This is a genomic window from Xanthomonas sp. D-99, assembly GCF_017746145.1.
Taxonomy (GTDB): Bacteria; Pseudomonadota; Gammaproteobacteria; order Xanthomonadales; family Xanthomonadaceae; genus Xanthomonas; species Xanthomonas cissicola.
Map to the genome: position 1 here is coordinate 1 of NZ_JAGHWU010000009.1, position 23,542 is coordinate 23,542.

Consider the following 23,542-nt stretch of genomic DNA (forward strand, 5'->3'; position numbering starts at 1 on the left):
ACTCTTCGGAACGACGCCACCTTCCGCCCTGTCAGGTCTCGTTGTTCAGACCTTCCTTAAGTCGGCCGATGCGGTGCCATCTGCGACCGCCGCGCATGAACTCACAACGTCGCACGCAGCCGTAATCGCTTCCACCAGCAGATCGGCAGTGACCGGTTTGCGCGGGAATCCGTCGAAGCCTGCGGCCTTCGTCTGGGTCTGCGCAGGGCTGTCAGCCTGTGCCGTGACCGCCGGCAGCGCGAAGCGATGGCCAAGCTGACGCAGCTGCAATGCCAGGGCGAAGCCGTCCCGCCCGGGGAGATCAAGATCCAGCAGCGCGATGTCGAACCGGCCATCCACCGTTTCCGACAATGCAGCCAGCCCATGCACGGCATGCACCACACGGTGACCTCGGTTGGTCGACAAGCCGCTGATCACCTCGGCCACGGCAGGGTCGTCTTCCACCAGCAGGATGCGCAGCGGCTCGCCTGCAAGCAGCTGGACCTGACCGGCAGCGATGTGCGTGCCGGAGCGGTCGATCGGCAGGGCAGATCCACGGTGAACCGGGTGCCGACGCCAAGCCGGCTGCCCACGCGGATTCGGCCTTTCATCGCCACGGTGAGTTCCTGGCAGATCGCCAGCCCAAGCCCGCTGCCGCCGTCGCGCGAACTGGTGCGCGCAGCCTCGCCTTGTTCGAAGCGCTGGAACAATCGCTTCTGCTGTTCCGGCCCGATGCCAGGCCCCCTCGCGCACCGTGAAGCGCAGGGCATCTCCATGCTGGCTGACGGTGAGCGACACCTCGCCGCGGTCGGCAAACTTGATCGCATTGCCCAGCAGGTTGATCAGGATCTGACGCACCCGCGTCGCATCGCCCACGACCACCACATGCGTGGGGAGCTGATTGCGGTACTCGAAGCGCAGGCCGCGCGCGTCAGCGACGGGGGTGCATGAAATCAGCCAGCTCCCGGGGGAGCTGTGCGGGATCGAAGGCTGCCTGCTCGGTAAGCTGTTGCCGTTGCCGTGCCAGCCCCACTCCTGCTGACGCCGCAGGCGCTTTCGCCAGGCCCAGATACCCAGGTTCTGTCGCGTACTGGTCTGGCTTGCACCTCACCTAGGCGTCGCCGGCCTCGTCATCGCGCTGGCCATCATCGACATCGGCAAGTACCCGCGCCAATGCCTGTGCCAGCAGTTCGCCTGTGACCGGTTTGCGCAGAAAGCCATTGCAGCCGGCGGCCATCGCCTGCGGTTCGGCGTCAGTGTCGGCACGTGCGGTCACTGCCACGATCGGGAAGTGCACGCCGCGCGCGCGCAACTGCGCCACCAGCGCCGCGCCGTCGAGGCCGGGCAGATCCAGATCGCACAATCCCGCATCGAAACTGCGCGTGCTTACCTCTGCCAGCGCGGCAAGACCATGCAACGCATGCGTGACGTGATGCCCACGCGTCTGCAACAGGCCCACGATCACCTGCGCCACGGTCTCATCGTCCTCGACCAGCAGCAATTGCAACGGCGCTTGCTCACGCATCGGCGGAGCGCGCACTGCAGGCGGCGTGACCGCAGGCAACGTGGACACCCAGTGCAACGGCAGCTCGACCACAAAACAGGCGCCCTGCCCCAACTCACTGGCGACCGTCACCGCGCCGCCCATCGCCGCCGCAAGTTCGCGGCAGATCGCCAGCCCCAGCCCACTGCCGCCGTGCCGTGCCAGCGTGAGCGCGCCTTCGGCCTGTTCAAACCGCTGGAATAGTCGTCCGCGCTGCTCGGCGCTCATGCCCGGCCCGGTATCGCGTACCTCCACACGCAGACCCTGCCGGGTGTGCTGCGGCAACGTGGTGACGCGCAGGTGCACGCTACCGCGCTCGGTGAACTTCACAGCATTGAACAGCAGATTCAGCAGGATCTGCTGCACGCGGCTGGCATCGCCATGCAATGCCGGCGGCAATGCATCGTCGATCTCGCAATGGAAGGCCAGCTGCTTCTGCTCGGCACTCGGGCGCACCAGTTCCACCACCTGCCCGACCAACTGGCGCAGGTCGAAATCGCGATAATCCAGCGGCAATTTTCCCGCTTCGATCCGGGCCAGATCCAGTGCATCGTTGACCAGACGCAGCAGATGCTTGCCGGCCAGCTGGATCGCGCTTGCATAGCCTTGCTGACGGCCATCCAGTGGGGTCTGCAGCAGCAACTCGCTCATGCCCAGCACACCGGTCATCGGCGTGCGCACCTCATGACCCAACGTTGCCAGAAAGCGCGTCTTGGCCAGCGACGCCTGCTCGGCCAACTCGCGCTTGTGCTGCGCCAGCTGCCACTGCGCGCGCATGCGGATACGTCGGCGATAGGCGGCGGCCAGCAAGGCGCTCAACAGCAATCCGGAAAAACAGATCAATGCCATCCCGATCTCGCTACGCCACCAGGGCGGCCTGACCGAAAATTGCAGCGAACGCACCTGCGAGCGATTGCCCAGCGGGTCGATGCCCTGCAGCGCGAGCTCATAGTTGCCGGCAGGCAGGCTGGCGAATTCGCGGATGCCGGTGTTGCCGATGGTCTGCCAGTCCGTATCGAAGCCTTTCAGGAAGCTGCGATACCGATTGGAAAGCGGGTCGCTGTACGACAGCAAGCGGCTGACGATCTGCAGCTGGCGGTCCTCAGGAGCCAGCTGGAACGGGCGGTCCATGGGCAAGGCGATGCGTGCGCCATTGCGCAGCACGCTGACATGTTCCAACTGCAGTGCCGGCACGAACGGTGCAACGTCCGGCATTGCGGTATCCAGCAGCACGGTAGAGCCGTCGCTGGTCGCTCCGATCAAGGTGCCGCCCGACATCAACAGGCAATGCTGGATGAACTCCTGACTGGTGAGGCCATCGCGCGTGCCGATATTGCGGACCCGCGCCGGATGCACCGAGGGGTCGATCCGCCAAAGCCCACGCAGACTGGAAATCCAGACACGGCCACGCGGGTCGATCTGCATGGCAGAGGCATCGAACCCGTTCAGTCCATCCGCTTCGCCGACCTGACGGATGCGCTTCCAGCCGGCTGCACGCTTTTGCCACTGCTCTGCGCCGGAGGCGCGATACACCCAAAGTGTGTCCGCAGACTGGTTGGCAAATGCCTGGATCGGCGTTCCTTCAAGCCCTGCCACCGGCACGAAGCGGCCTGTCGCGTCGTCCCATGCGAACATGCCGCCCTCGCCGGCCACCCAGACGCGTCCGTCGGGGCCCTGGTCCAGCTGTTGGATATCGATCGCGCGTAGGCCATGCAGGTCTTGTTGGGTCATCCGCTGCAGGACCTTGCCGGTGCGCAGGTCGCGCTGCTGCACCATGTCGATGAAGGCCATCCAGACGGTGTCGCCATGCTCCATGATCCATTCCGGCGCCGACAACGCCGACGACGGCTCGGGCCCGTCGGACGGCCAGTGCACGAAGTCCCCGGTACGCAGATCCATCCGCGAAAGGCCAAAGGTCAGATTCCCCAGCCACACCCGTTGCAGGCGATCCTCCAACGCCGACACCAACTCCATCCCTTTGAGCTGCGGCGACTGCAGGCCTGTCTGGAACGAATCGCCGGTGCTCGGATCCACGCGCAACAGACGCCCCTGCGCATCGACCTGCCATAAGCCCCCTGAGCGCCTGGCAGGCGCCAGGTTGCAATAAATCGCATCGCCCATCGGCACCGCGGGCTTGAGTACGGCACTGCGTTTCCAGTCGGCTGGCAGATACCCCAGCCCGGTGCCATGCATGGGCACCCACAGCCCGCCATCGGCCGCCCCCATCAAGCCGACCACGTTACGACGCGACAACGGCCCCTCGCCGCTCAGGGCGGGCACCGGTGGACGCTCTCCGCGCGTGCGCCACAGGCCACGTCCGCTGCCCAGCCAGAATTCGCCATCCGGCGTCGCGACCGCGCCCCAGAATTCATTGCCGTTGCCGAACATCGTCGACCAGGCAAGCGGCTGCCAGTGACCGTCGGCGCGCAGCACGTGCAATCCCGATTCGCTTCCCAGCCATAGACGGTCCCCGGTCCACTGCAGACCGAAAATGGACGATTGCCGGTTTGGCTCGTCCGCGATGTATTGGCGATGCAGTTGCTTGCCGTCGTAATAGGCCAGGCCATTGCTGGTACCGATCCACAGACGGTGCCGGTTGTCCACCGCCAGGTTCATGACCATGGCTTGATCCAGCGCGCCTTCGATCCCGCCCAGATCCACCGACGACATCCCTCCGCTGGCATCGATGCGCACCAGCGCACCGGTGGTGGTACCGGCCCAGATGCCGCCATCGAATGCGGCGATGCTGAAGATCTCGCCATCCTTCAACAATGGATAGTCTGCAGCGCGATAGTGACGAAAGCGCCCGCGGGCGGCATCCAGGACGCTCAACGTCTTGCCGCAGCCGACCCAGACCCGGTCCAGCGCATCGATGTGCAGTGCCTGCACCGCGTTGCAGGGCAACGATCCAGGGTCGGCCGGATCGTGGCGCCAGGTCCTGAATCCCGCGCCGTCGTAACGCACCAGACCGTCGAGCGTTCCAAGCCATAAATAGCCGGCGCGATCCTGGCTGATGGCAACCACCATCGTCGAAGGCAAACCTTCGCTGGGTCCCACGATCCGAAAGCGTGGCACTTCCGGAATCGTTGCCGCGCACGGCCAGATCGCCAACAGCACGGCCAGCACCACGATGAGTACACGCATGGGGGAATCCTTTCCTCGTCCAGCCGGCATGCTCGCAACGGATCGTTGCGAGCGCAAGCCAAGCGCGCATTGCCGGGATATGTCTAGAATCCGCCCATGACAATCCTCGCCCGCCTGCTGGTGTCCTCTGCCCTGGTAGCAACCAGCCTCGCCGCCACCGCTGCGCCAGCGCGGTACGCGCTGGATCCGGTGCATACCCGGGTACTGTTTGCGGTGGAACATGCCGGCTTTTCCAAGGCATTGGGCACCGTTTCCGGAAGTAGCGGCACCCTGGTCTTCGACCCGGACGACTGGGCCGCCGCCCGGCTGGATGTCACCGTGCCGCTGCACCGCGCAGACCTGGGCGATGCCAAGTGGAATCAGGCCACCCTGGCACGCAACCTACTCGACGCCGAGCGCTTTCCCGACGCGCATTTCGTCTCCACGCACGTCGAGGCCAGCGGCGAAAACCACGCCAAGGTCACCGGTAACCTCACCCTGCACGGGGTCACCCGCCCGGTCACCCTGGAGGTCACCCTCAACGCGCTCAAACGTCACCCGCTGCCGCCGTTCCGCCGCACCGCCGGTTTCTCCGCCACCGCCACGCTGAGCCGCGCGGAGTTCGGGATCGACGCATGGAAATCGATGATCGGCGACAGCGTGGAGTTGCGCATCGAAGCCGAAGCCGTGCGCGAAGGCCGCGCCGACGACCAGACGCCCGAGCCGCAAGCCGCACCCACGCCGCCGGGCTCCGCCGCCAACCAGGAATCGGGCACATGAGCATGAAGAACGTCGAACGCTGGGGCGGTGTGAGCCAGACCCTGCACTGGTTGATCGCACTGCTGATCCTGGTATTGGGTATCGTCGGCCTGACCATGGGCGAACTGCCCAAGACGCCGAAGTACTTCTGGGTGTACACCGCGCACAAGTCGGTGGGACTGACCGTCCTGGCCTTGGTGATCGTGCGGCTTGGCTGGCGCATCTATGCCGGCGCACCGCCTCCGGTGGCCGGTACACCGCGCTGGCAGGAGCGCATCGCCGGGTTCACCCACTGGCTGCTGTACGCCATGATCTTCGCCATGCCGCTGTCGGGCTGGTTGTACGACTCCACCAGCGGTCTGCGGCCGTTCCGCTGGTTCGGCCTGTTCAATGTGCCCAAGCTCAGCCCCCCGGACGAACAACTGCGCGCCATTGCGCACTTCATCCACGAATGGGGTTTCTGGTTGCTGATTGCCGTGGTGCTGGCGCATGCCGGCGCTGCGTTTTACCACCACCTGTTCCAGCGCGACGCCACGCTGGCGCGGATGTTGCCGCGTGGCTGGCTGGCTCCCAAACCATAAGGATTTCCCATGTCGTCCAAGTTGTTTGTCTCTCCGCTGCTGGTCGCGGCCTCGCTGGTTGCCACGTTCGCCGCCGCACCGGTGCTGGCCGCCGATTACGTGCAGGCGCCGGGCTCTAGCCTGGTATTTGCCAGCAAGTACGACGGCGAAGTGTTCACCGGCAAGTTCCCCGGCTTCGACACCATGCTGAGTTTCGATCCGGCCAACCTTGCCGGGGCCAAGCTCGACGTGCGCATCCCGCTGGCCAGCGCGGTCAGCGGCAACAACGACCGCGATTCCACCCTGCAGGGTCCGGATTTCTTCAACGTCGCCAAGTTCGCCACTGCGCGCTACCGCGCCGACAAGTTCCGCGCCCTGGGCGGCAACCAATACGCCGCCGATGGCACCTTGGAACTGCGCGGTGTCAGCAAGCCGGTGACGCTGACCTTTACCTGGACGCCCGGCGCGCAGCCGGTGCTGGTCGGCAAGGCCGTCGTCAAGCGGCTGGACTTTGGCGTGGGCGGCGGCGACTGGGCCGACACCAAGACCATTCCCAACGAAACCGCGATCAGCACCAAGGTCGTGTTGAAGGCGAAGTAACGCCACAGGCTGCAACCGGACGCAGCCACTGAGCGGCGGACTACTCGTCGGGTCCGCCGCTTTTTTATGCCCACATGGCGTGGGATAGCGAGCGTTGATGCTCACCTTCAGGACGTGGCCGGTGTGCGCCCCCCGTCCCTTGATCGGCTGCGCTACAGATCGCGGCGTCGGCGCGCTGTCGTGCCGCCCCTACCGCTCGGCGACGTCCTCGTCCAGCCACGCGCGTAAGCGCACGCGATCGAATGGCCACTCCAGCTCGCGCCCACGCGCATCGCGCAGCACCGGCACGCGCGCGCCGTAAACGGCCTCAAGCGCCGCGTCGTCGTCGATAAACACGCTGTCGAAATCGCCCGCACGCGCCTGCGCCAGCACTTCCACGGCCTGGTCGCACAGGTGGCAATCGTCGCGCTGGTACAGGGTCAGGGGCATCCGCCGGGATCTCATGCTGCGCTGCAGCCGTGCCGCAACCGCCGAACGACTAGAATAGCCGCCTTTACGCTCACCTCTTCGGCACGCATGGCTGTCAGCACGTTCGACCTGTTCAAGATCGGTATCGGCCCGAGTTCCTCCCACACCGTGGGGCCGATGCGCGCCGCCGAGCGCTTCGTGCACCGCTGGCTGCTCGATGCCGGGCGCCTACAGGATGTGGTGCGCATCCGCGCCGAAGTGTTCGGTTCGCTCGCCCTGACCGGCCGCGGTCATGGCACCGACAAAGCCGTGCTGCTGGGGCTGGAGGGCCATCGCCCCAACCTGATCGACCCGGACATCATCCCTGCCACGCTGGAGCGCATTCGCGCCAGCAAGCGCATCGCCTTGATGGGCCAGCACGCCATCGTCTTCGACGAAAAGCGCGACCTGCCGATGAACAAGCGGCAGAAGCTGCCATACCACACCAACGGCATGCGCTTTACGGCCTATGACGCCGATGACGCGGTCATCGCCACACGCGATTACTATTCGGTCGGTGGCGGCTTTGTCGTCAATCAGGACGACGCTGCCGACGATCGCATCGTGGCCGACGAAACGCCGCTGCCCTACCCGTTCCTCAGCGGCGACGAACTGCTGGCGCAGTGCGCGCGCAGCGGCCTGAGCATTGCCGCACTCATGTTCGAAAACGAGAAGAGCTGGCGCAGCGAAGACGAGATCCGTGCTGGCCTGCGCGAACTATGGAATGCGATGCAGTCCTGCGTGACGCGCGGCATCCGCGAAGAAGGCACGCTACCGGGCGGCCTGAATGTCTCCCGCCGCGCACCTGCGCTGTATCGCGAACTCTCCTCCAAACCGGAAGCGGCCATGCGCGACCCGTTGACCACGCTGGATTGGGTCAACCTGTACGCCCTGGCAGTCAACGAAGAAAACGCCGCCGGCGGCCGGGTGGTCACCGCGCCGACCAATGGCGCGGCCGGCATCATTCCGGCGGTGCTGCATTATTTCGACCGTTTCTGCGCGGGCGCCTCCGAGCAACGCATCTTCGACTTCCTGCTCACCGCTGCCGCCATCGGCATTCTCTACAAGGAAAACGCCTCGATTTCCGGCGCCGAAGTCGGCTGCCAGGGCGAAGTGGGCGTGGCCTGTTCGATGGCCGCCGGCGGCCTGGTTGCCGCACTCGGCGGTAACCCTGGGCAGATCGAAAACGCCGCGGAAATCGGCATGGAGCACAACCTCGGCCTGACCTGCGACCCGATCGGCGGGCTGGTACAGATTCCGTGCATCGAACGCAACGCCATGGGCGCGGTGAAAGCCATCAACGCCAGCCGCATGGCCATGCGCGGCGACGGCAAGCACAAGGTCTCGCTGGACAAGGTCATCAAGACCATGCGCGACACCGGTCGCGACATGCAGGACAAGTACAAGGAAACCAGCCGCGGCGGCCTGGCGGTGAACGTCATCGAATGCTGAGCCAATCGTAGGCGGGGTGCTGATCAACCCAGCGCGCGCAGCGACGAAAAAACCCGCTGCACAGATGCATGCCCTTGCACTGCCGTTCTCGTGCACACGGGAGAAGATGGGCGAATGCCGATGAGGGAACGCACCAGCCGCGGGAAACGCTCTGCCCTTCTCCCGCACGCGGGAGAAGGTGCGCCAAGCGCGGATGAGGGCAACCAGACGTCGGCGCACGCATTGGAGCCTGGTCGCCAGCCATCATCAGCAACGCGCCCGCAGCGCCCGCCAACCGTCACCCGGCTGTACGTTCCCACCACATCCGCCGCTGTACCGTCAGAGCCTGGATTTGGATGGAGATCACGATGCGAAAGCGCGTTTGCACCCTCATGCTCGCCCTGGCCAGTAGTCCGCTACTGGCGCAGGACGCCAGTTATGGCCCGCGCCTGGAAGGCTTCGACTACCCACATCCAGTCAAGACTTATGCATTCACCTCGCAACAGCAGCCGCTGGAAATGGCCTACCTGGATGTTGCGCCAACCGGCACGCCCAATGGCCACACTGCGGTGCTCTTGCATGGCAAGAACTTCTGCGCCGCCACCTGGGAAGACAGCATCGCAGCGCTAAGCAAGGCCGGCTACCGCGTCATCGCTCCAGACCAGATCGGTTTCTGCAAATCCAGCAAGCCGGCCGCCTATCAATTTTCGTTCGCGCAACTGGCAGACAATACGCATGCGTTGTTGAAGACCCTTGGCATCCAACGTGCAGTGGTGGTCGGCCATTCGATGGGCGGCATGCTGGCCATTCGCTATGCGCTGATGTACCCGCAAGCCACCGAGCATCTGGCGCTGGTGGACCCCATCGGGCTGGAAGACTGGAAGGCCGAAGGCATCCCCTGGCGCAGCGTGGATGCGTGGTACGAGAACGAATTGAAGACCAGCTTCGAACGGATCAAGACGTACCAGATGGACGTGTACTACGCCGGTCAATGGAAGCCGGAATTCGAACGCTGGGCGCGCATGCAGGCCGGCATGTCGCTGGGCAAGGGCAAGCAGGCCGTGGCGTGGAATCAGGCGCTGACCTACGACATGGTCTTCAACCAGCCGGTGGTCTACGAGCTGCCCAAACTTGCGGTGCCGACCACGCTGTTCATCGGCCTCAAGGACCGCACCGCCATCGGCAAGGACGCCGCACCGCCCGAGGTCAAGGCACGCGTGGGCGATTACACCAGGCTGGGCAAGCGCGCGGCGGCCGCGATTCCGAATGCCAAACTGATCGAGTTTGCCGACCTGGGCCATTCGCCGCAGGTGCAGGACCCGGCGCGTTTCAATGCCGCGCTGTTGAAGGCCATTGCGCAGTAATGCTGTGGGTGGATGAGCGGGCAACGGTTGGTCGCCCTCTCATCTTCACCGCGGCGGGTCGAAGCCGGCTGCAGCCAGCAACGATGGGTAGATGGCGCCTGCCCGGCAGTCAACGTGCCGGCAGCTGGAAACCCGCGCGCCAACTTTCATCCATCATGCACCCATCCGACATCCGGTCATCTTGCAACCACGCCTGGATCGAGCGATCGGGCGCCTGCAGCCCGCACATCCGAGGCTCCAACGCGTCGGCACGCGCAGCGTCGATCGCGCACACGCATCCGCACCGCCGCTAGGCGCGCGGCAACGCACCGGAGTCAGCTCGGTCGCGTCATCAGCCGGCCACTATCCGCAGCACATCATCCAGCAGCGCCGCTGCAGTCACCTCGGCCCCGGCGCCCGGCCCCTGGATCAGCAGCGGCTGCGCACGATAGCGGTCGCTGCTGATCGCCACCCGATTATCGGTCCCGGCACCGCCTGCCAACGGGTGATCCTGTGCCAATTCGCGCACGCCCACGCTCGCTCCATGCGCGTCCACGCGGCCGACAAAGCGCAGGCAACGTCCTGCCGCACGCGCCTGTTGCCAACGCGCCCCCACCACCGTATCCAGCGCGCCCAACTGCGCATCCAGCTCAGCAAGCGGCAGCTTGGTAATAGTGTCAGGCACCAGCGATTCCACATGCACCTGCTCGGCCTCCAGCTGCCATCCCGCGGCACGCGCCAGGATCAGCAGCTTGCGCCGCACATCCTCGCCAGAGAGATCGATGCGTGGATCCGGCTCGGTATAACCAGCCACCATCGCTTCGCGCACGCAGGTGGAAAACGCGCCACTGCCGTCGTAACGGTGAAACAGCCACGCCAACGATCCGGACAACACGCCTTCGATCGAATGAATGCGGTCCCCACCGGCGACCAAGGCGCGCACGCTGCTCAGCACCGGCAGTCCCGCGCCCACAGTGGCGCTATCGCCGTAATACGCGCCACTGGCATGGCGGGCCGCGTGCAGCGCCTGTGCACGCGCCAACGCGGTGCCCTGGCCCAGTTTGTTGGCGGTAACCACATGCACGCCGCGCTGCAACCATTCGACATGCCAATCGGCCACGACATCGCTGGCAGTCGCATCCACCAGCACATCCCCGGCACGCAGCGCGGTGGTTTCTGCCCACGGCTGCAAGACCGTCTTCCCGCGCGGCGCCGCATTGGCGTGCTGCAGGGCCTGCTCGGCGCTGACGCCACAATCCTGCGCAACACGCGAATTGGCCAGCCAATCGAAGCGCGGCAAGCGCAGTTGGCGCTGCTGCAGCGCGGTGTAGCGCGTCACGAACGCGCGCCCCACGGTGCCGGTCCCCAGCAAGGCCAGCCGCGGCGTAGGCGTCACTGCAGCGACCGGAGAGCGGCGCGAAACGGGCAGGACATTGCTCACGCGTCGACCTGTTTGCGGCTGGCGTTAGTCAGGGTCGCTTCGGCCCGGGCCAGACCGGCGCGCAGATCGGCCAGCAGATCTTCGGCCGACTCGATCCCGATCGACAAGCGCAGCAAGCCATCGGAAATGCCGGCTGCCGCACGCGCTTCGGCGGTCATTGCCGCGTGCGTCATCGAGGCCGGATGCGCGATCAGGCTTTCCACGCCGCCCAACGATTCGGCCAGGGTGAAGTAACGCAAGCCATCGACGAACGCACGCACGGCCGCTTCGCCGCCTTCCAGTTCGAAACTCATCATCGCCCCGAAGCCCTTCTGCTGACGCGCGGCCAGTGCGTGGCCCGGATGCGAGGCCAGACCCGGGAAATACACCTGATTCACCGCCGCATGCCCATCCAGCAGCGCGGCGATCGCATCGGCGTTTTCCTGATGCACGCGCAGCCGGGCATCCAGCGTGCGCAGACCGCGCAAGGTGAGAAAGGCATCGAACGGCGAGCCGGTCAGGCCCAACGCATTGGCCCACCACACCAGTTGCTGATGCAGTTGGGCATCGCGTGCCACCACCGCACCGCCCACCACATCGCTATGGCCGTTGATGTACTTGGTCGTGGAATGCAGGACCAGATCGGCACCGAAATCCAGCGGCTTCTGCAACGCCGGCGACAGGAAGGTGTTGTCCACCACCGTCAGTGCGCCGACCTTCTTTGCAGCTTCGATGACGAAGCGCAGATCGGTGATGCGCAGCAGCGGGTTGGACGGGGTTTCGATCAGCACCAGTTTGGGCGACTGCGCCAATGCATCTGCCAGCGAGCGCGGATCGGTCAAGTCAGCGGTGATCAGCGCGAAGTGGCCCTTCTTGGCCAACGCATTGAACAGGCGCCAGCTGCCGCCGTACGCATCGTGCGGCACCACCAGCGTATCGCCGGGCTGCAGTACCGCATTGAGCACCAGATTGATCGCACCCATGCCGGTGGAGGTGATCACGCCGCCCGCGCCGCCTTCCAGTTCGGCCAGCGCTTCGCCTAACAGGTCGCGGGTCGGATTACCGCTGCGGGTGTAGTCGTACTGGCGCTTGTTGCCGAAACCATCGAACGAGAAATTCGACGACAGCACGATCGGCGGGGTCACTGCTCCGTAGGCGGTGTCGCGATCGATACCGGCACGCACGGCGGCAGTGGCAGCAGTACAGGGGGCGTCGGTGGGGTCACGAAAGCTCATGGGGTTTCTCCGGTGCTGCGAAGGGCGGTAGTGAGGATCGCGTCGATGCGATCGATTTCTTTAAGGAAGGCGTCGTGCCCGTACGGCGAGCGCAACACGCGCAGGCTGCCGCGCGGGCCAAGGCCTTCGACCAGGCTGACCATGTCGGCCAGCGGCACCAGGCGGTCGCCCTCCACCGCCACCACGACGGTAGGCACGCGCACCTGCGCGGGGTCGATGCGATGCAGGTCGATGGATTCGGACAGGCGCAGATACGCGTTCACCGGCGTGCGCGCCACGTACTGCGCACCAGCGGCGTCCAGATAGTCTTCAGCGGCCACACGCACCCGGCCATTGATCACTTCCGGGGGCGCATCGAAGCGCTCGCTGAATTCTTCCGGCGTGCGGTAGCTGAGCATGGCTAACTGACGCGCCAGCGCCAGGCCATGCTGCTCCGCGCACTGCAGCTGGCCCAGCGCCACCGCGCGACGCTGCAGGGCACGCCAGGCCGCGGCGTACGGGTGGGCGCGGTGTGCGCCGCTCACCGCGACCAGGGTGCCGACACGGGCCGCGTGGCGAATTGCGAATTGCAAGCCCACCAATGCACCGTAGGAATAGCCGACAAAGCCATGCAAGCGCCCGATGCCCAGCGCGTCCAGCAAGGCGGCAATCGCATCGGCCTGATCGGCGGTATCGATCGGCGCGTCCAGGATGCCGTCGGCACCGAGAAAATCGAATGCCAGCAGGCGGCGCGATGCCGGATCCAGCGCGCGGCCACTGCCCACCAGCCCATCCACCCAGCCCTTCTCGGGGAACAGGTCGCTGGCGGCCAGATGGCGGTGTGCGGAAATCCCGCCGGCCACGAACACCACCGGCGCATTGGCGGCACCGATCAGTTCATAGCGCAGCCGCAGCTCGCGCATGCCGGCATGGCGCATCGGCAGCGCAATGACGAGTTCGCCACGCACGGCAGTGATGCCGTCGTCGCTGCTGGCAGGGGTGTCAACGAAATCGTTGGTAGACGGCGATGCTGTATTCACGAGGCTCATGGCGGTATCCAGGGTGGATCGGCCATCGAGCTTCGCGGAGCTCGCGTTCGACGTGCGCAAAGCACGATTCGAACCATCTTTCGGCGGACGCGGAGGTCCCCGCAGGATTTGGCACCAAACGCGGACGCTTGCGCGCTCCGCTGGCTGCCCCGGCATCAAAGGGCCTGTCCCTCCGCCGGTCTCGATGGTGAGGCTAAGATGCCACCGGATTTTTGCGATGTCAATCTCTTCATGCGGATGGAAAGATACATTTTCATCCGATACCACTGCGGCCGATGCGGGGCCGCATACTTGCGCTCCCTTGCTCGAGTCGATGGCGTGCCCTACCAAGTGTCCCGCACCGCCCTGCCCGCCCTGATCGCGGCATGCGTTTTGCTGCCGGCCTGGGTACCTGCGGTACACGCGCAGCAGCGTTGGCATTGGCCTGGCGCCGCAAAGCCCTCGTCCCAGACACCTGGCGCACCGTCCGCGATCGCAGCCTCAGGCAGTGGCGCGTCGCTGCAACTGGAGTGGCAGGCACCGGTGTACCGGGCCTGGGTCACCAATCCGCTGGCCGGGCCTGCGCAACTGCGCCTGAGCGCGCCGCCCAGCGAGGATTACCGCGCCGTGCCGCAATTACCGCTGACGCTTGAGTTGGCCGCCCATGAGCGCCGCCTTGTGACCCGGCTGTATCCGGCCAGCAACCAGCGCACCCTGGGCGGTTTCGGGCTCACGCTCGAGGTGGTGCCGGGCAATCCGGGGGCCGTCCCGCAGCCGGTGCGTTATCAATTGCCGTTCCACAACGTGCCGGTACAGGTGGCGCAGGGCTTTGGCGGGCAGTTCAGCCATACCGATCCGCCCAACTGGTATGCGGTGGACTTCGCCATGCCGCAGGGCACGCCGGTGCTGGCAGCGCGCGAGGGCGTGGTCATGGAAGTGCGGCGCGATGTGGTCGACAGCACCCCGAACGACCCTGCCGCTGGCGGCGGCAATCTGGTGCGCGTCCTGCATGCCGACGGCAGCATGGCCCTGTACGCCCACTTGGCGCCCGATGGCGTGGCGGTGCGACCGGGCCAGGCGGTGCACGCCGGCGAGCGGCTTGGCGCCTCAGGCAATACCGGCTTCAGCACCGCGCCGCACCTGCATTTCGCGATCCAGCGCAATGCCGACATGCAGTTGCTCTCGCTGCCGTTCCGCATGCTCGGCCCGCAGGGCGAGCTGCAGTTTCCCTCGCCGGCGCCTTGACCGCCACCCAGCCCGGTCGACCTCCCACCGCCGGAATCGCACGGCGCCCGCGCCTTTCGCAAAAGCGTGCCCCAGCGAAGCCGCTATAATCGTCGGCTTCCTCAGTTTCCGCAGGCGTCCGACCGGGCGCGCCCCGCCCATGTCCGAAGTCTCCAACGAAGCCGCGCGCCGCCGCACCTTCGCCATCATTTCCCACCCCGATGCCGGCAAGACCACGCTGACCGAAAAACTGTTGCTGTTCGGCGGCGCGATCCAGATGGCCGGCTCGGTGAAGGGCCGCAAGGCCGCACGCCATGCCGCCTCGGACTGGATGGCGCTGGAAAAAGAGCGCGGCATCTCGGTGACCTCCTCGGTCATGCAGTTCCCGTACGAGGGCAAGATCGTCAACCTGCTCGACACGCCCGGCCACGCCGACTTCGGCGAGGACACCTATCGCGTGCTCACCGCAGTGGACTCGGCGCTGATGGTCATCGACGTGGCCAAGGGCGTGGAAGAACGCACCATCAAACTGATGGAAGTCTGCCGGCTGCGCGACACCCCCATCATGACCTTCATCAACAAGCTCGATCGCGAAGGCAAGAACCCGATCGATCTGCTGGACGAAGTGGAAACCGTGCTCGGCATCCAGTGCGCGCCGGTCACCTGGCCGATCGGCATGGGCCAGCGCCTCAAGGGCGTGGTGCACCTGATCTCCGGCGAAGTGCATCTGTACGAACAGGGGCGCAATTTCACCCGTCAGGATTCCACCATCTTCCCCTCGCTGGATGCGCCCGGCCTGGTCGAAAAGATCGGCGAGCAGATGCTGGCCGAGCTGCGCGAGGAGCTGGAACTGGTGCAAGGTGCCAGCAACCCGTTCGATCTTGACGCGTACCGCGCGGGCCAACAGACCCCGGTGTTCTTCGGTTCGGGTGTCAACAATTTCGGCGTGCAACCGTTGCTGGATTTCTTCGTCGAACATGCACCGCCGCCGCAGACGCGTGAGACCACCGGCCGCCGCGTGGAGCCGACCGAAGCCAAACTGAGCGGCTTCGTTTTCAAGATCCAGGCCAACATGGATCCGCAGCATCGCGACCGCGTGGCCTTCATGCGCGTGTGCTCTGGCAGGTTCACTGCCGGCATGAAGACGCTGCATGTGCGCAGCGGCAAGGACGTCAAATTGGCCAACGCACTGACCTTCATGGCGTCCGATCGCGAGATCGCCGCAGAAGCGTGGCCGGGCGATGTCATCGGCATCCACAACCACGGCACCATTTCCATCGGCGACACCTTCACCGAAGGCGAATCGCTGTCGTTCACCGGCATTCCCAACTTCGCGCCGGAACTGTTCCGCCGCGCGCGCCTGCGCGATCCGCTCAAGCTCAAGCAATTGCAGAAGGGTCTTGCGCAGCTGTCCGAAGAAGGCGCCACGCAATTCTTCCGCCCGTTGATGAGCAACGACCTGATCCTGGGCGCGGTCGGTGTACTGCAGTTCGACGTGGTCGCGTACCGGCTCAAGGACGAATACGGCGTGGATGCGATCTTCGAGCCGGTGAGCGTCACCACCGCACGCTGGGTGCACTGCGACAACCCCAAGAAGCTGGAAGAATTCCGCGAGAAAAATGCCGGCAACCTGGGCATCGACGCGGCTGGCGAGCTGGTGTACCTGGCACCGACCCGCGTGAATCTGCAGCTGGCACAGGAACGCGCGCCGGATGTGCGCTTCTCGGCCACCCGCGAACATGCGCATGTCAAGGCGGTCGATTGACCTGCGCGTGACCTGCAGCAAGCGTGCGGCACCGCTGGCGATGCGAATTGCTCGCAATTGCGGTACCTTTTTGGCATGAATGCAGATGCCTCCCCCTCGACCGACCTGCGCGACGAAATCGCCAGCGCCGTCACGCACGGCCTGGGGGCGATTGCCGCACTGGCCGGTGGTTCGGTGCTGATCACGCTGGCTGCCATCTATGGCGATGGCTGGCAACTGGCCACCGCCATCGTGTTCAGTGCCACCCTGGTACTGCTCTACGTCGCCTCCACGCTGTTCCATGCCATTCCGCATCCGGGCGCCAAGGCGCGCCTGCAGGTGCTCGATCATTGCGCGATCTATCTGCTGATCGCCGGCACCTACACACCGTTTACGTTGATCAATCTGCGCGGTCCGTGGGGCTGGGGATTGTTCGCCGCCATCTGGACGATCGCCGCCGCCGGCGTGATCTTCAAACTGTTTTTTACCGGTCGCTTTCGATTGCTCTCGACGGTGCTGTATCTGGCGATGGGCTGGCTGATCATCGTGGCCATCGAGCCGCTGCTGCGCTCTGTCGACACCTGGTCGCTGTGCTGGCTGCTGGCTGGCGGGCTCTTCTACACCTTGGGCACGTATTTCTACCAACGCGACACCCAGCGTTACTTCCACGCCATCTGGCATCTGTTCGTGCTCGCCGGTAGCGCTTGCCACTTCGTTGCGGTGATTGCGCAGGTGATGTGATCTGTGACCAACAGCGCGTTCGCGCGCCGTGCACGAGCCATCGCCAACCATTGCGCACGTGAACAACGTGCCCTCCTCCCCCGCTCCTTCGCCCGCCCGCGTATCGCGCCATCGCCGCTGGTGGATCGGGCTCGGCATCGTTGCTGCGCTCGTGGCGATCTTCGTGCTGCTGTTCGACTGGAACTGGTTACGCGGGCCGGTCGAACGCGCAGTCAGTGCGAAGACCGGGCGCGAATTTCATCTGGGTCATCTGGATGTCGATCTGGGCCGCATCACCACGGTGCGTGGCGAGCGATTGAGCCTGGGCAATGCATCGTGGTCCAAGCGCGGCGCAATGGCAGAACTGCACGCGGCAGAGATCGATGTCGAATTCTGGCCACTGCTGCGCGGCAAGCTGCGGCTGCCGGAGATCCGGCTGGAGCACCCCACGCTGTTGCTGGAAGCCGGCAACGATAGCCATCCGGGTAACTGGGTCTTCGACCAGAGCGATGGCGACGGCAGCATGCCGCGCCTGGGCCGCCTGTTGGTTACCAACGGGCGGCTGCAATATATCGACGATGCCAGCCGCTCGGATGTGGATGTGGCCATCAACAGCCTGGCACCGCCCAGCAGCGACCAGCGCGCCGCACCGATCGGCATCGACGGTAAGGGCCGCTGGAAAGGCTATCCATTCTCGCTCAAGGGCAATACTGCCTCACCGCTGGAATTGAGCCAAAGCGAACATCCTTTCCGCATCGATCTGCGCGGCAGCGCCGGCGCCACGCGGACGCATGTGCGCGGCACGTTGACCAATCCATTCCAGTTCCGGGTGTTCGACCTGCAGATGGCGCTCAGCGGCCAGGATATGGAAGACCTCTATCCGCTGATCGGCGTCGCGATGCCATCCACGCCCCCTTACAAGCTGGACGGCCGCTTGCGCCGCGACGGCGATGTCTGGCGCTATGAAAAGTTCACCGGCACTGCCGGCGACAGCGATCTTTCCGGCACTGCAGAAATCGACCTGCGCAACAAGCGCCCGTTCCTGCGCGCTGACCTGGCTTCCAAACGACTGGATTTCGACGACCTGGCCGGTTTCGTTGGCGCGCCGCCCAAGACCGGAACCAACGAGTCGGCAAACGCCGAGCAGAAAAAGCAGGCCGCGCAGCTTGCCGCCAGCGCGCGCGTTCTGCCGACAACCCCGTACGACCTGTCCAAATTGCGCGCAATGGACGCGCAGGTGCGTTGGCGCGCACAGCGCATCAACGCACCGTCCTGGCCTCTGGACGACATGGACGCTTCGTTGACCCTGAAAGACGGCCTGCTGCAGCTGGATCCATTGAACTTCGGCGTCGCCGGCGGCGACATTCGTTCCACCATCGGCATGGATGCACGCAAAGCAATAATCACCACCCAACTGAAGGCCAGCATTCGCGGCATTCGTCTGGATCGGCTGTTTCCCGATGCCACGCTCGCCAAGCAGGCCTCGGGGGCGATCGGCGGCGAGCTGGATCTGCGTGGCCGCGGTAACTCCATCGCCGCGATGCTCGGCAGCGCCGATGGCAGCATCGGCGTCGGCATGGGCCGCGGCCATGTCGGCAACCTGATCATGGAGCTGGCCGGCCTGGACATCGCCGAATCGCTGAAATACCTGCTCACCAAGGATCGCCAGATCCCCGTGCGCTGCATCTTCGGCGACTTCGGCGTGCAGGACGGGCTGATGCAGTCGCGGGCACTGGCTTTCGACAGCACCGACACCATCATCGTCGGCGAAGGCAACATCAGCCTCAAGAACGAAACACTCGATCTGCTGCTGCGCCCGCGCCCGAAAGATCGCAGCATCCTCAGCCTGCGCTCGCCGTTGCGGATCGGCGGCACTTTCAAGGACCCGAGCTTCCGCCCCGACTTCAAGGCGCTAGGCGTGCGCGGCGCGATCGCGGTCGCACTCGGCAGCATCGCACCACCGGCTGCCCTGCTGGCGACCTTCGAACCGGGCCCGGGCAAAGACAGCGATTGCGGCGGCAAGTACGCGCAGTAATGCAGCGCAGCGTCAGCTGGCGATGTAACGCTGCAGCTGGTCGATATCCTGTCGCTGCGCTTCGATCACCGCCTTGACCAGGTCGCCGATCGAAATCACGCCTTGCACGCGGCCGTTTTCGACCACCGGCAAATGGCGAAAGCGTCCGTCGGTCATCAGTTGCATGCAGCGCTCCACCGTATCCGATGGCGATACTGTCACCACCTCGGCGCTCATGATCTCGGCGACGCTGGTCGTGGAAGACGAGCGATCGCGCAGCACTATCTTGCGCGCGTAATCGCGCTCGGAGACGATGCCGACCAAGCGCGGCCCGTCCATCACCAAGACCGCGCCGACGGCCTTCTCGGCCATCAGGCGAATCGCCTCGATCACCGCGGCATCGGCGGCAACGGCAAATACCTCAACCTGCTTGGTCCCCAACAGCTGTCGTACGGTCTGCATGGCCCGCTCCGCGCTTGCTCTGGTGATCGCAGCCTACTCCTACCGCGCCGCGGTGGGTATCGACCAGATACAACGGGCGCTGCTTGGCCTCGTCGTACAAACGGCCCAGGTATTCGCCAATCAGGCCCAGAGCAATCAGCTGAACGCCCCCCAGGAACAGGATCACCGACATCAGCGTTGGCCAACCGGCCACTGGGTCGCCCACCAGCGCAGCCTTGATGACGACCCAGGCACCGAACAGGAATGCCAGCAGCGCGGTAAGTAGGCCCAGATACGTGGCCGCCCGCAGCGGCACCGTGGAAAAGCTGGTGATGCCATCGAGTGCGAAATTCCACAGCCGCCAGACCGTGAACTTGCTGTGTCCGGACAGACGCGGCTCACGCCGATACGGCAGCGCCACCTGGCGAAACCCGACCCAACCGAAGAGCCCCTTCATGAAACGGTGGCGTTCGCGCAGCTGCTGCAAGGCTTGCACGACACGTGGCGACAGCAAGCGGAAATCACCGGTATCGGCAGGGATCGGGGTGCGCGACAAGCGCCTTATCACACGATAAAACGCATGCGCAGCGCTACGCTTGAGCCAACTCTCGCCCTCGCGAATGACCCGCGTACCGAAGATGTTGTCGTAGCCGCCACGCCACAGCGCAACGAATTCCGGGATCAGTTCCGGTGGATCCTGGCCATCGGCATCGAGCAACACCACAGCCCCCGGCAGCACGTGGTCCAGTCCGGCAGAAATCGCCACTTCCTTGCCGAAATTACGCGACAGCCGCACCGCACTCACCTGCGCATCCGCCTCGGTCAGCGCATGCACCACCTCCCAGGTGCCATCGGTGCTGCCGTCGTCGACATACAGCACGTGCGTCTGCAGTGCAGGCAGCTGCGCCAACACCGCGCACAGGCGCGGATGCAGCAGGGGGATGCTGGTTTCTTCATTGAAGGCCGCGATGAGCACCGTCAGGCGTTCGGGCGCAACCGGCGACTGGGCAGCGTCGATGGCGCTCACCGTCAGGGCGCCTGCAGATAGGCAGGGCCGCCCAGCTGGCGCGCCTGCCGCTGGATCCACCCCGCACGTCGCTGCACGAATGCGCCCGGACGACGCGCGTCATAGCGCCGTGGCGATGGCAACACCGCTGCCAGGCGTGCCGATTCGCTTGGCGACAGGCCTGCCGCATCCTTGCTCCAGAACTGCTGCGCAGCCGCTTGCGCGCCATACACCCCGTCGCCGAATTCGGCCACGTTGAGATACATCTCCAGAATGCGTTGCTTCGGCCAGAACAGCTCGATCAACACCGTGTACCAGGCTTCCAGGCCCTTGCGCACCCAACTGCGCCCCTGCCAAAGGAACACATTCTTGGCAACCTGCTGGCTGATGGTGCTGGCGCCGCGCACGCGTCCACCGCGGGCATTGTGATCGCGCGCCTTTTCGATCGCCTGCAGATCGAAACCGTGGTGCATCGGGAACTGCTGATCCTCCGCGGCCACTACCGAAATCGGCAGGCTTATGGCGATCTTGTCGTAATCACGCCACTGCTGATGCAGCGAAAAACTCCAGTCGCCCTCGCCCCAGGCTTCCAGGTAACGCCCCACCATCATGCTGCTGATCGGCGGATCGACCACCCGCAAGACCAGCACCTGCAGCACGCTCGCCGCTGCAAACAGTAGCGGTGCTGCCATCAGCCAGCGCAACCACCGCCGCGCGCGCCGCGGTGGCGCCGCCTGCTTGCCATCCCATGCATCCGTCCCCATTGTTCGCTACGACCTTCAATCCCGATGCCTGCCGCATTATCCGGCAACCAGCGTCCCTTACGCCCGATGTTTCCATGACCGATCACGATCAGCTTTCCCGTTTCCTGCTGCCCGCCGCTGGCGTGCGCGGCGTCCATGTGCGCCTGACCAAGGCCTGGCACGACATCCAGGGGGCCGCCGAGTATCCGCCCGCCGCGCGCCAACTGCTCGGCGAAGCTGCGGTGGCCGCTGCACTGTTCACCGGCCACACCAAGGTCGACGGGCGCCTGTCGGTGCAACTGCGCGGCAACGACATCTTGCGCACCCTGTTTGCCGAATGCACCGCCGCCGGCACCTTGCGCGGCATCGTGCAGTTGGCCGAGGGCGCGGATGCGCCGACCGACCTGCGCGAACTGGGCGAGGCCGCGCTGCTGGCGATCACCATCGAGAACCCCGGCCTGGACCCGCGCGAGCCGCAGCGCTACCAGAGTCTGGTCGGCATGCAGGCACCGGACCTGGCCGAAGCCTTCGAAACCTATTTTCAGCAGTCCGAACAGTTGCCGACGCGCTTGCTGCTGGCCGCTGGCCCGGATCAGGCCGCCGGCCTGCTGTTGCAGAAGCTCCCCGGCGACGAGGGCGACACCGATGGCTGGACCCGGATTGGCGCCCTGTTCGACACCCTGGGCGCACCGGAGCTGCTCTCGGTTGCCGGCCAGGACCTGCTGCACCGTCTGTTCCACGAGGAAGAGCCGCAGTTGCTCGGCAGCAAGCCGCTCAGCTTCGGCTGCTCCTGTTCGCGCGAGCGGGTCGCCTCGATGCTGCAATCGCTAGGCGAGGAGGAGGCGCGCGCGGCCGCCGAGGCAACGGGCGAAGTCGAGGTGCGTTGCGAATTCTGCGGCCGTGAGTATCACTTTCCGTTGACCGCGCTGGACGTACTTTTCAACGCGGCGCAGCCCTCGCAGGAAGCGCCAGAAAGGTTGCAATAGATAGGATGACGGTGGTGTTCTGGGGGGACGCGACCACTTGTTAAATAATCATAAACACCCTAGCATCCTACTTGCCCGCTCTCGGGAACTTAACAACTGCCCCTGGGTCTGACCTCTGGTATGCGATACCTACTGCGCCTCCCGCTAGCTTTGATGGTTGCCCTTGCGGCGGCCACAGGCGTGCACGCGCAGTCGGCGCAGCAGTTGCGCGAAAGTACGATCCTGCCGGTGTGGAACAAGGGCAGCGGCAAGGTGGAAGCCTTTCTGTACCTGGAGCCGACCGGCGAGCAGAAAGCCGGTGCGCGCTGGCATTTCGGTCGCAACTCGCTCGATGCCGCGTTCGGCCTGAGCTCCGGCGACTCGCTTGGCCTGCTCTGCAACAGTAGCCGCGGCACCAATATCAGCGGTCTTGCCAGCCATTGCCTGCTTGCAGGCATCGGCGATGACGAAGAAGACAGCGCGGCTGCCTCGCGTCGCGTGTCCGGCACGCTGGGCTTCAATCGCGGCAGTGGCCGGGTTGGCGTCACCGCGGGCACTGGCCGCGACACCCTGCCAGCCTGGCTGATCGGTGCCGGCAAGGCCCCGTTGACGCGTGTCGAGCAAAACGACCTCACCGTCTTTGGGCAGAAGAACATCGGTCGCGAAGGCTTTGTTTCGATCGGCGGCACGTATGCTCGCGCGCGCCTGGTGCCGCTGGCCGACGTGTCCCCGGCCATTGCCGATCAATGGGACAGCAAGACCTTGAGCGTTGGCGGCGGCTATGGCGCTTTCAGCGCAAATGTCATAGGCCGCGTTGTCGACGTCCCCGGCCAGCCCGAAAAATGGGAAGGCCTGGGCCTGGGCCTGACCTGGCGCACTCCCTGGAGCGGCCAGCTCACCGTTGGCGCGGAGAACGTCATTTCCCGTGGCAAGAACCCGTTCGCACCAAGCAACGAGAGCAACAGCGACGGTACGGTTCCGTACGTCAGATACGAGCAAGACTTGTAACCTATTGATTTCAGAGTGTTTCACAAGACGCCATCGGCCTGCAGCCGGTGGCGTTTTCCGTTACGGATCACCCCTCCAGCCGGCACCTTCACAACCTTCTTCTTTTTCGTTAACGGGACTTTAATTTCTCTCGCAACGCATATACCATCGGTTCACCCTGACGTTTTGGATCCGCTTTTTTCGGAACCCCCGACAGGCAAAACAACCCTTGGCAGTACCCAAGATCACTT

The 23,542-nt window shown here is 65.1% G+C and carries 19 protein-coding genes, 1 pseudogene and 1 riboswitch; of the genes and pseudogenes, 11 read left to right on the forward strand and 9 right to left on the reverse strand.

The window, feature by feature from the left end; translation table 11 throughout:
- Positions 1-45: 45 nt before the first annotated feature.
- A pseudogene (locus tag J7360_RS04385) lies at positions 46-967 on the reverse strand (ATP-binding protein); the annotation flags it as partial.
- Between the two features lie 123 nt (positions 968-1,090).
- Positions 1,091-4,666 carry a hybrid sensor histidine kinase/response regulator gene (locus tag J7360_RS04390; protein ID WP_209033333.1) on the reverse strand — a complete coding sequence of 1,192 codons (3,576 nt, stop codon included), beginning with the start codon at positions 4,664-4,666 and terminating at the stop codon, positions 1,091-1,093.
- A gap of 96 nt (positions 4,667-4,762) precedes the next feature.
- Between J7360_RS04390 and J7360_RS04395 the strand changes: the two genes are divergently transcribed.
- From J7360_RS04395 to J7360_RS04405, 3 genes are read left to right on the forward strand one after another with little or no spacing between them, the layout of a single operon-like run.
- Positions 4,763-5,425 carry a YceI family protein gene (locus tag J7360_RS04395; RefSeq protein WP_057660203.1) on the forward strand — a complete coding sequence of 221 codons (663 nt, stop codon included), beginning with the start codon at positions 4,763-4,765 and terminating at the stop codon, positions 5,423-5,425.
- Positions 5,422-5,985 carry a cytochrome b gene (locus J7360_RS04400; protein ID WP_057660200.1) on the forward strand — a complete coding sequence of 188 codons (564 nt, stop codon included), beginning with the start codon at positions 5,422-5,424 and terminating at the stop codon, positions 5,983-5,985. The genes J7360_RS04395 and J7360_RS04400 overlap by 4 nt, the downstream gene beginning before the upstream one ends.
- A 9-nt stretch (positions 5,986-5,994) precedes the next feature.
- Complete coding sequence (locus tag J7360_RS04405) at positions 5,995-6,564, forward strand: YceI family protein (protein ID WP_057660198.1); 570 nt, start codon at positions 5,995-5,997, stop codon at positions 6,562-6,564.
- Positions 6,565-6,753: 189 nt separating this feature from the next.
- Here J7360_RS04405 and J7360_RS04410 read toward each other — a convergent pair whose 3' ends face one another.
- Entirely contained in the window at positions 6,754-6,993 is a 240-nt protein-coding gene (locus tag J7360_RS04410) for a glutaredoxin family protein (protein ID WP_022558793.1), read from the reverse strand.
- Between the two features lie 87 nt (positions 6,994-7,080).
- Between J7360_RS04410 and J7360_RS04415 the strand changes: the two genes are divergently transcribed.
- Entirely contained in the window at positions 7,081-8,463 is a 1,383-nt protein-coding gene (locus J7360_RS04415) for an L-serine ammonia-lyase (RefSeq protein ID WP_057660192.1), read from the forward strand.
- A 335-nt stretch (positions 8,464-8,798) separates the two neighbouring features.
- Positions 8,799-9,806, forward strand: coding sequence for an alpha/beta hydrolase (locus J7360_RS04420; RefSeq protein WP_057660190.1), 1,008 nt, complete (start codon positions 8,799-8,801; stop codon positions 9,804-9,806).
- Between the two features lie 331 nt (positions 9,807-10,137).
- Here J7360_RS04420 and J7360_RS04425 read toward each other — a convergent pair whose 3' ends face one another.
- The 3 genes from J7360_RS04425 to J7360_RS04435 are packed head-to-tail and all read right to left on the reverse strand — an operon-like array spanning position 10,138 to position 13,468.
- On the reverse strand, positions 10,138-11,226 hold the full coding sequence (locus tag J7360_RS04425; protein ID WP_209033335.1) for a homoserine dehydrogenase: 1,089 nt from the start codon (positions 11,224-11,226) through the stop codon (positions 10,138-10,140).
- Positions 11,223-12,440: an O-succinylhomoserine (thiol)-lyase gene (locus J7360_RS04430; protein WP_022558790.1), complete on the reverse strand. Its 1,218-nt coding sequence runs from the start codon at positions 12,438-12,440 to the stop codon at positions 11,223-11,225. The genes J7360_RS04425 and J7360_RS04430 overlap by 4 nt, the downstream gene beginning before the upstream one ends.
- Entirely contained in the window at positions 12,437-13,468 is a 1,032-nt protein-coding gene (locus J7360_RS04435; RefSeq protein ID WP_209033337.1) for a homoserine O-succinyltransferase, read from the reverse strand. The genes J7360_RS04430 and J7360_RS04435 overlap by 4 nt, the downstream gene beginning before the upstream one ends.
- A gap of 70 nt (positions 13,469-13,538) precedes the next feature.
- Positions 13,539-13,659: riboswitch (SAM riboswitch) on the reverse strand.
- Positions 13,660-13,786: 127 nt separating this feature from the next.
- On the opposite strand from J7360_RS04435, the gene J7360_RS04440 reads away from it, so the two are divergent.
- The 4 genes from J7360_RS04440 to J7360_RS04455 all read left to right on the forward strand — a co-directional run bounded on the left by J7360_RS04440 (position 13,787) and on the right by J7360_RS04455 (position 19,170).
- Positions 13,787-14,692 (forward strand): M23 family metallopeptidase, encoded by a 906-nt coding sequence (locus J7360_RS04440; RefSeq protein WP_057660185.1) that lies wholly within the window; start codon positions 13,787-13,789, stop codon positions 14,690-14,692.
- 139 nt (positions 14,693-14,831) lie between these two features.
- The gene (locus J7360_RS04445; RefSeq protein ID WP_057660182.1) at positions 14,832-16,436 is read left to right on the forward strand and encodes a peptide chain release factor 3; all 1,605 of its coding nucleotides are present in this window, start codon (positions 14,832-14,834) and stop codon (positions 16,434-16,436) included.
- 75 nt (positions 16,437-16,511) lie between these two features.
- Positions 16,512-17,156 carry a hemolysin III family protein gene (locus J7360_RS04450; RefSeq protein ID WP_003482378.1) on the forward strand — a complete coding sequence of 215 codons (645 nt, stop codon included), beginning with the start codon at positions 16,512-16,514 and terminating at the stop codon, positions 17,154-17,156.
- Positions 17,157-17,214: 58 nt separating this feature from the next.
- Positions 17,215-19,170 (forward strand): AsmA family protein, encoded by a 1,956-nt coding sequence (locus tag J7360_RS04455; RefSeq protein ID WP_081027560.1) that lies wholly within the window; start codon positions 17,215-17,217, stop codon positions 19,168-19,170.
- A 12-nt stretch (positions 19,171-19,182) separates the two neighbouring features.
- Here the strand turns inward: J7360_RS04455 and J7360_RS04460 are convergent, their stop codons facing one another.
- From J7360_RS04460 to mtgA, 3 genes are read right to left on the reverse strand one after another with little or no spacing between them, the layout of a single operon-like run.
- Positions 19,183-19,611, reverse strand: a complete 429-nt coding sequence (locus J7360_RS04460) for a CBS domain-containing protein (protein ID WP_057660180.1) — start codon at positions 19,609-19,611, stop codon at positions 19,183-19,185.
- Complete coding sequence (locus J7360_RS04465) at positions 19,571-20,617, reverse strand: glycosyltransferase family 2 protein (RefSeq protein WP_057660179.1); 1,047 nt, start codon at positions 20,615-20,617, stop codon at positions 19,571-19,573. The genes J7360_RS04460 and J7360_RS04465 overlap by 41 nt, the downstream gene beginning before the upstream one ends.
- 2 nt (positions 20,618-20,619) lie before the next feature.
- The gene (mtgA, locus tag J7360_RS04470; protein ID WP_007967961.1) at positions 20,620-21,360 is read right to left on the reverse strand and encodes a monofunctional biosynthetic peptidoglycan transglycosylase; all 741 of its coding nucleotides are present in this window, start codon (positions 21,358-21,360) and stop codon (positions 20,620-20,622) included.
- A gap of 74 nt (positions 21,361-21,434) precedes the next feature.
- Here mtgA and J7360_RS04475 point away from each other — a divergent pair, with 74 nt between their 5' ends.
- Both J7360_RS04475 and J7360_RS04480 read left to right on the forward strand, forming a co-directional pair.
- The gene (locus J7360_RS04475; protein ID WP_007967963.1) at positions 21,435-22,325 is read left to right on the forward strand and encodes an Hsp33 family molecular chaperone HslO; all 891 of its coding nucleotides are present in this window, start codon (positions 21,435-21,437) and stop codon (positions 22,323-22,325) included.
- A gap of 153 nt (positions 22,326-22,478) precedes the next feature.
- Positions 22,479-23,312: a hypothetical protein gene (locus tag J7360_RS04480; protein ID WP_033481266.1), complete on the forward strand. Its 834-nt coding sequence runs from the start codon at positions 22,479-22,481 to the stop codon at positions 23,310-23,312.
- Positions 23,313-23,542 lie beyond the last annotated feature (230 nt).

Coding starts and splice junctions, on each gene's coding strand:
- J7360_RS04390 (WP_209033333.1), bottom strand. CDS start 4,666: ATGCGTGTACTCATCGTGGTGCTGGCCGTGCTGTTGGCGATCTGGCCG.
- J7360_RS04395 (WP_057660203.1), top strand. CDS start 4,763: ATGACAATCCTCGCCCGCCTGCTGGTGTCCTCTGCCCTGGTAGCAACC.
- J7360_RS04400 (WP_057660200.1), top strand. CDS start 5,422: ATGAGCATGAAGAACGTCGAACGCTGGGGCGGTGTGAGCCAGACCCTG.
- J7360_RS04405 (WP_057660198.1), top strand. CDS start 5,995: ATGTCGTCCAAGTTGTTTGTCTCTCCGCTGCTGGTCGCGGCCTCGCTG.
- J7360_RS04410 (WP_022558793.1), bottom strand. CDS start 6,993: ATGCCCCTGACCCTGTACCAGCGCGACGATTGCCACCTGTGCGACCAG.
- J7360_RS04415 (WP_057660192.1), top strand. CDS start 7,081: ATGGCTGTCAGCACGTTCGACCTGTTCAAGATCGGTATCGGCCCGAGT.
- J7360_RS04420 (WP_057660190.1), top strand. CDS start 8,799: ATGGAGATCACGATGCGAAAGCGCGTTTGCACCCTCATGCTCGCCCTG.
- J7360_RS04430 (WP_022558790.1), bottom strand. CDS start 12,440: ATGAGCTTTCGTGACCCCACCGACGCCCCCTGTACTGCTGCCACTGCC.
- J7360_RS04435 (WP_209033337.1), bottom strand. CDS start 13,468: ATGAGCCTCGTGAATACAGCATCGCCGTCTACCAACGATTTCGTTGAC.
- J7360_RS04445 (WP_057660182.1), top strand. CDS start 14,832: ATGTCCGAAGTCTCCAACGAAGCCGCGCGCCGCCGCACCTTCGCCATC.
- J7360_RS04450 (WP_003482378.1), top strand. CDS start 16,512: ATGAATGCAGATGCCTCCCCCTCGACCGACCTGCGCGACGAAATCGCC.
- J7360_RS04460 (WP_057660180.1), bottom strand. CDS start 19,611: ATGCAGACCGTACGACAGCTGTTGGGGACCAAGCAGGTTGAGGTATTT.
- mtgA (WP_007967961.1), bottom strand. CDS start 21,360: ATGGGGACGGATGCATGGGATGGCAAGCAGGCGGCGCCACCGCGGCGC.
- J7360_RS04475 (WP_007967963.1), top strand. CDS start 21,435: ATGACCGATCACGATCAGCTTTCCCGTTTCCTGCTGCCCGCCGCTGGC.
- J7360_RS04480 (WP_033481266.1), top strand. CDS start 22,479: ATGGTTGCCCTTGCGGCGGCCACAGGCGTGCACGCGCAGTCGGCGCAG.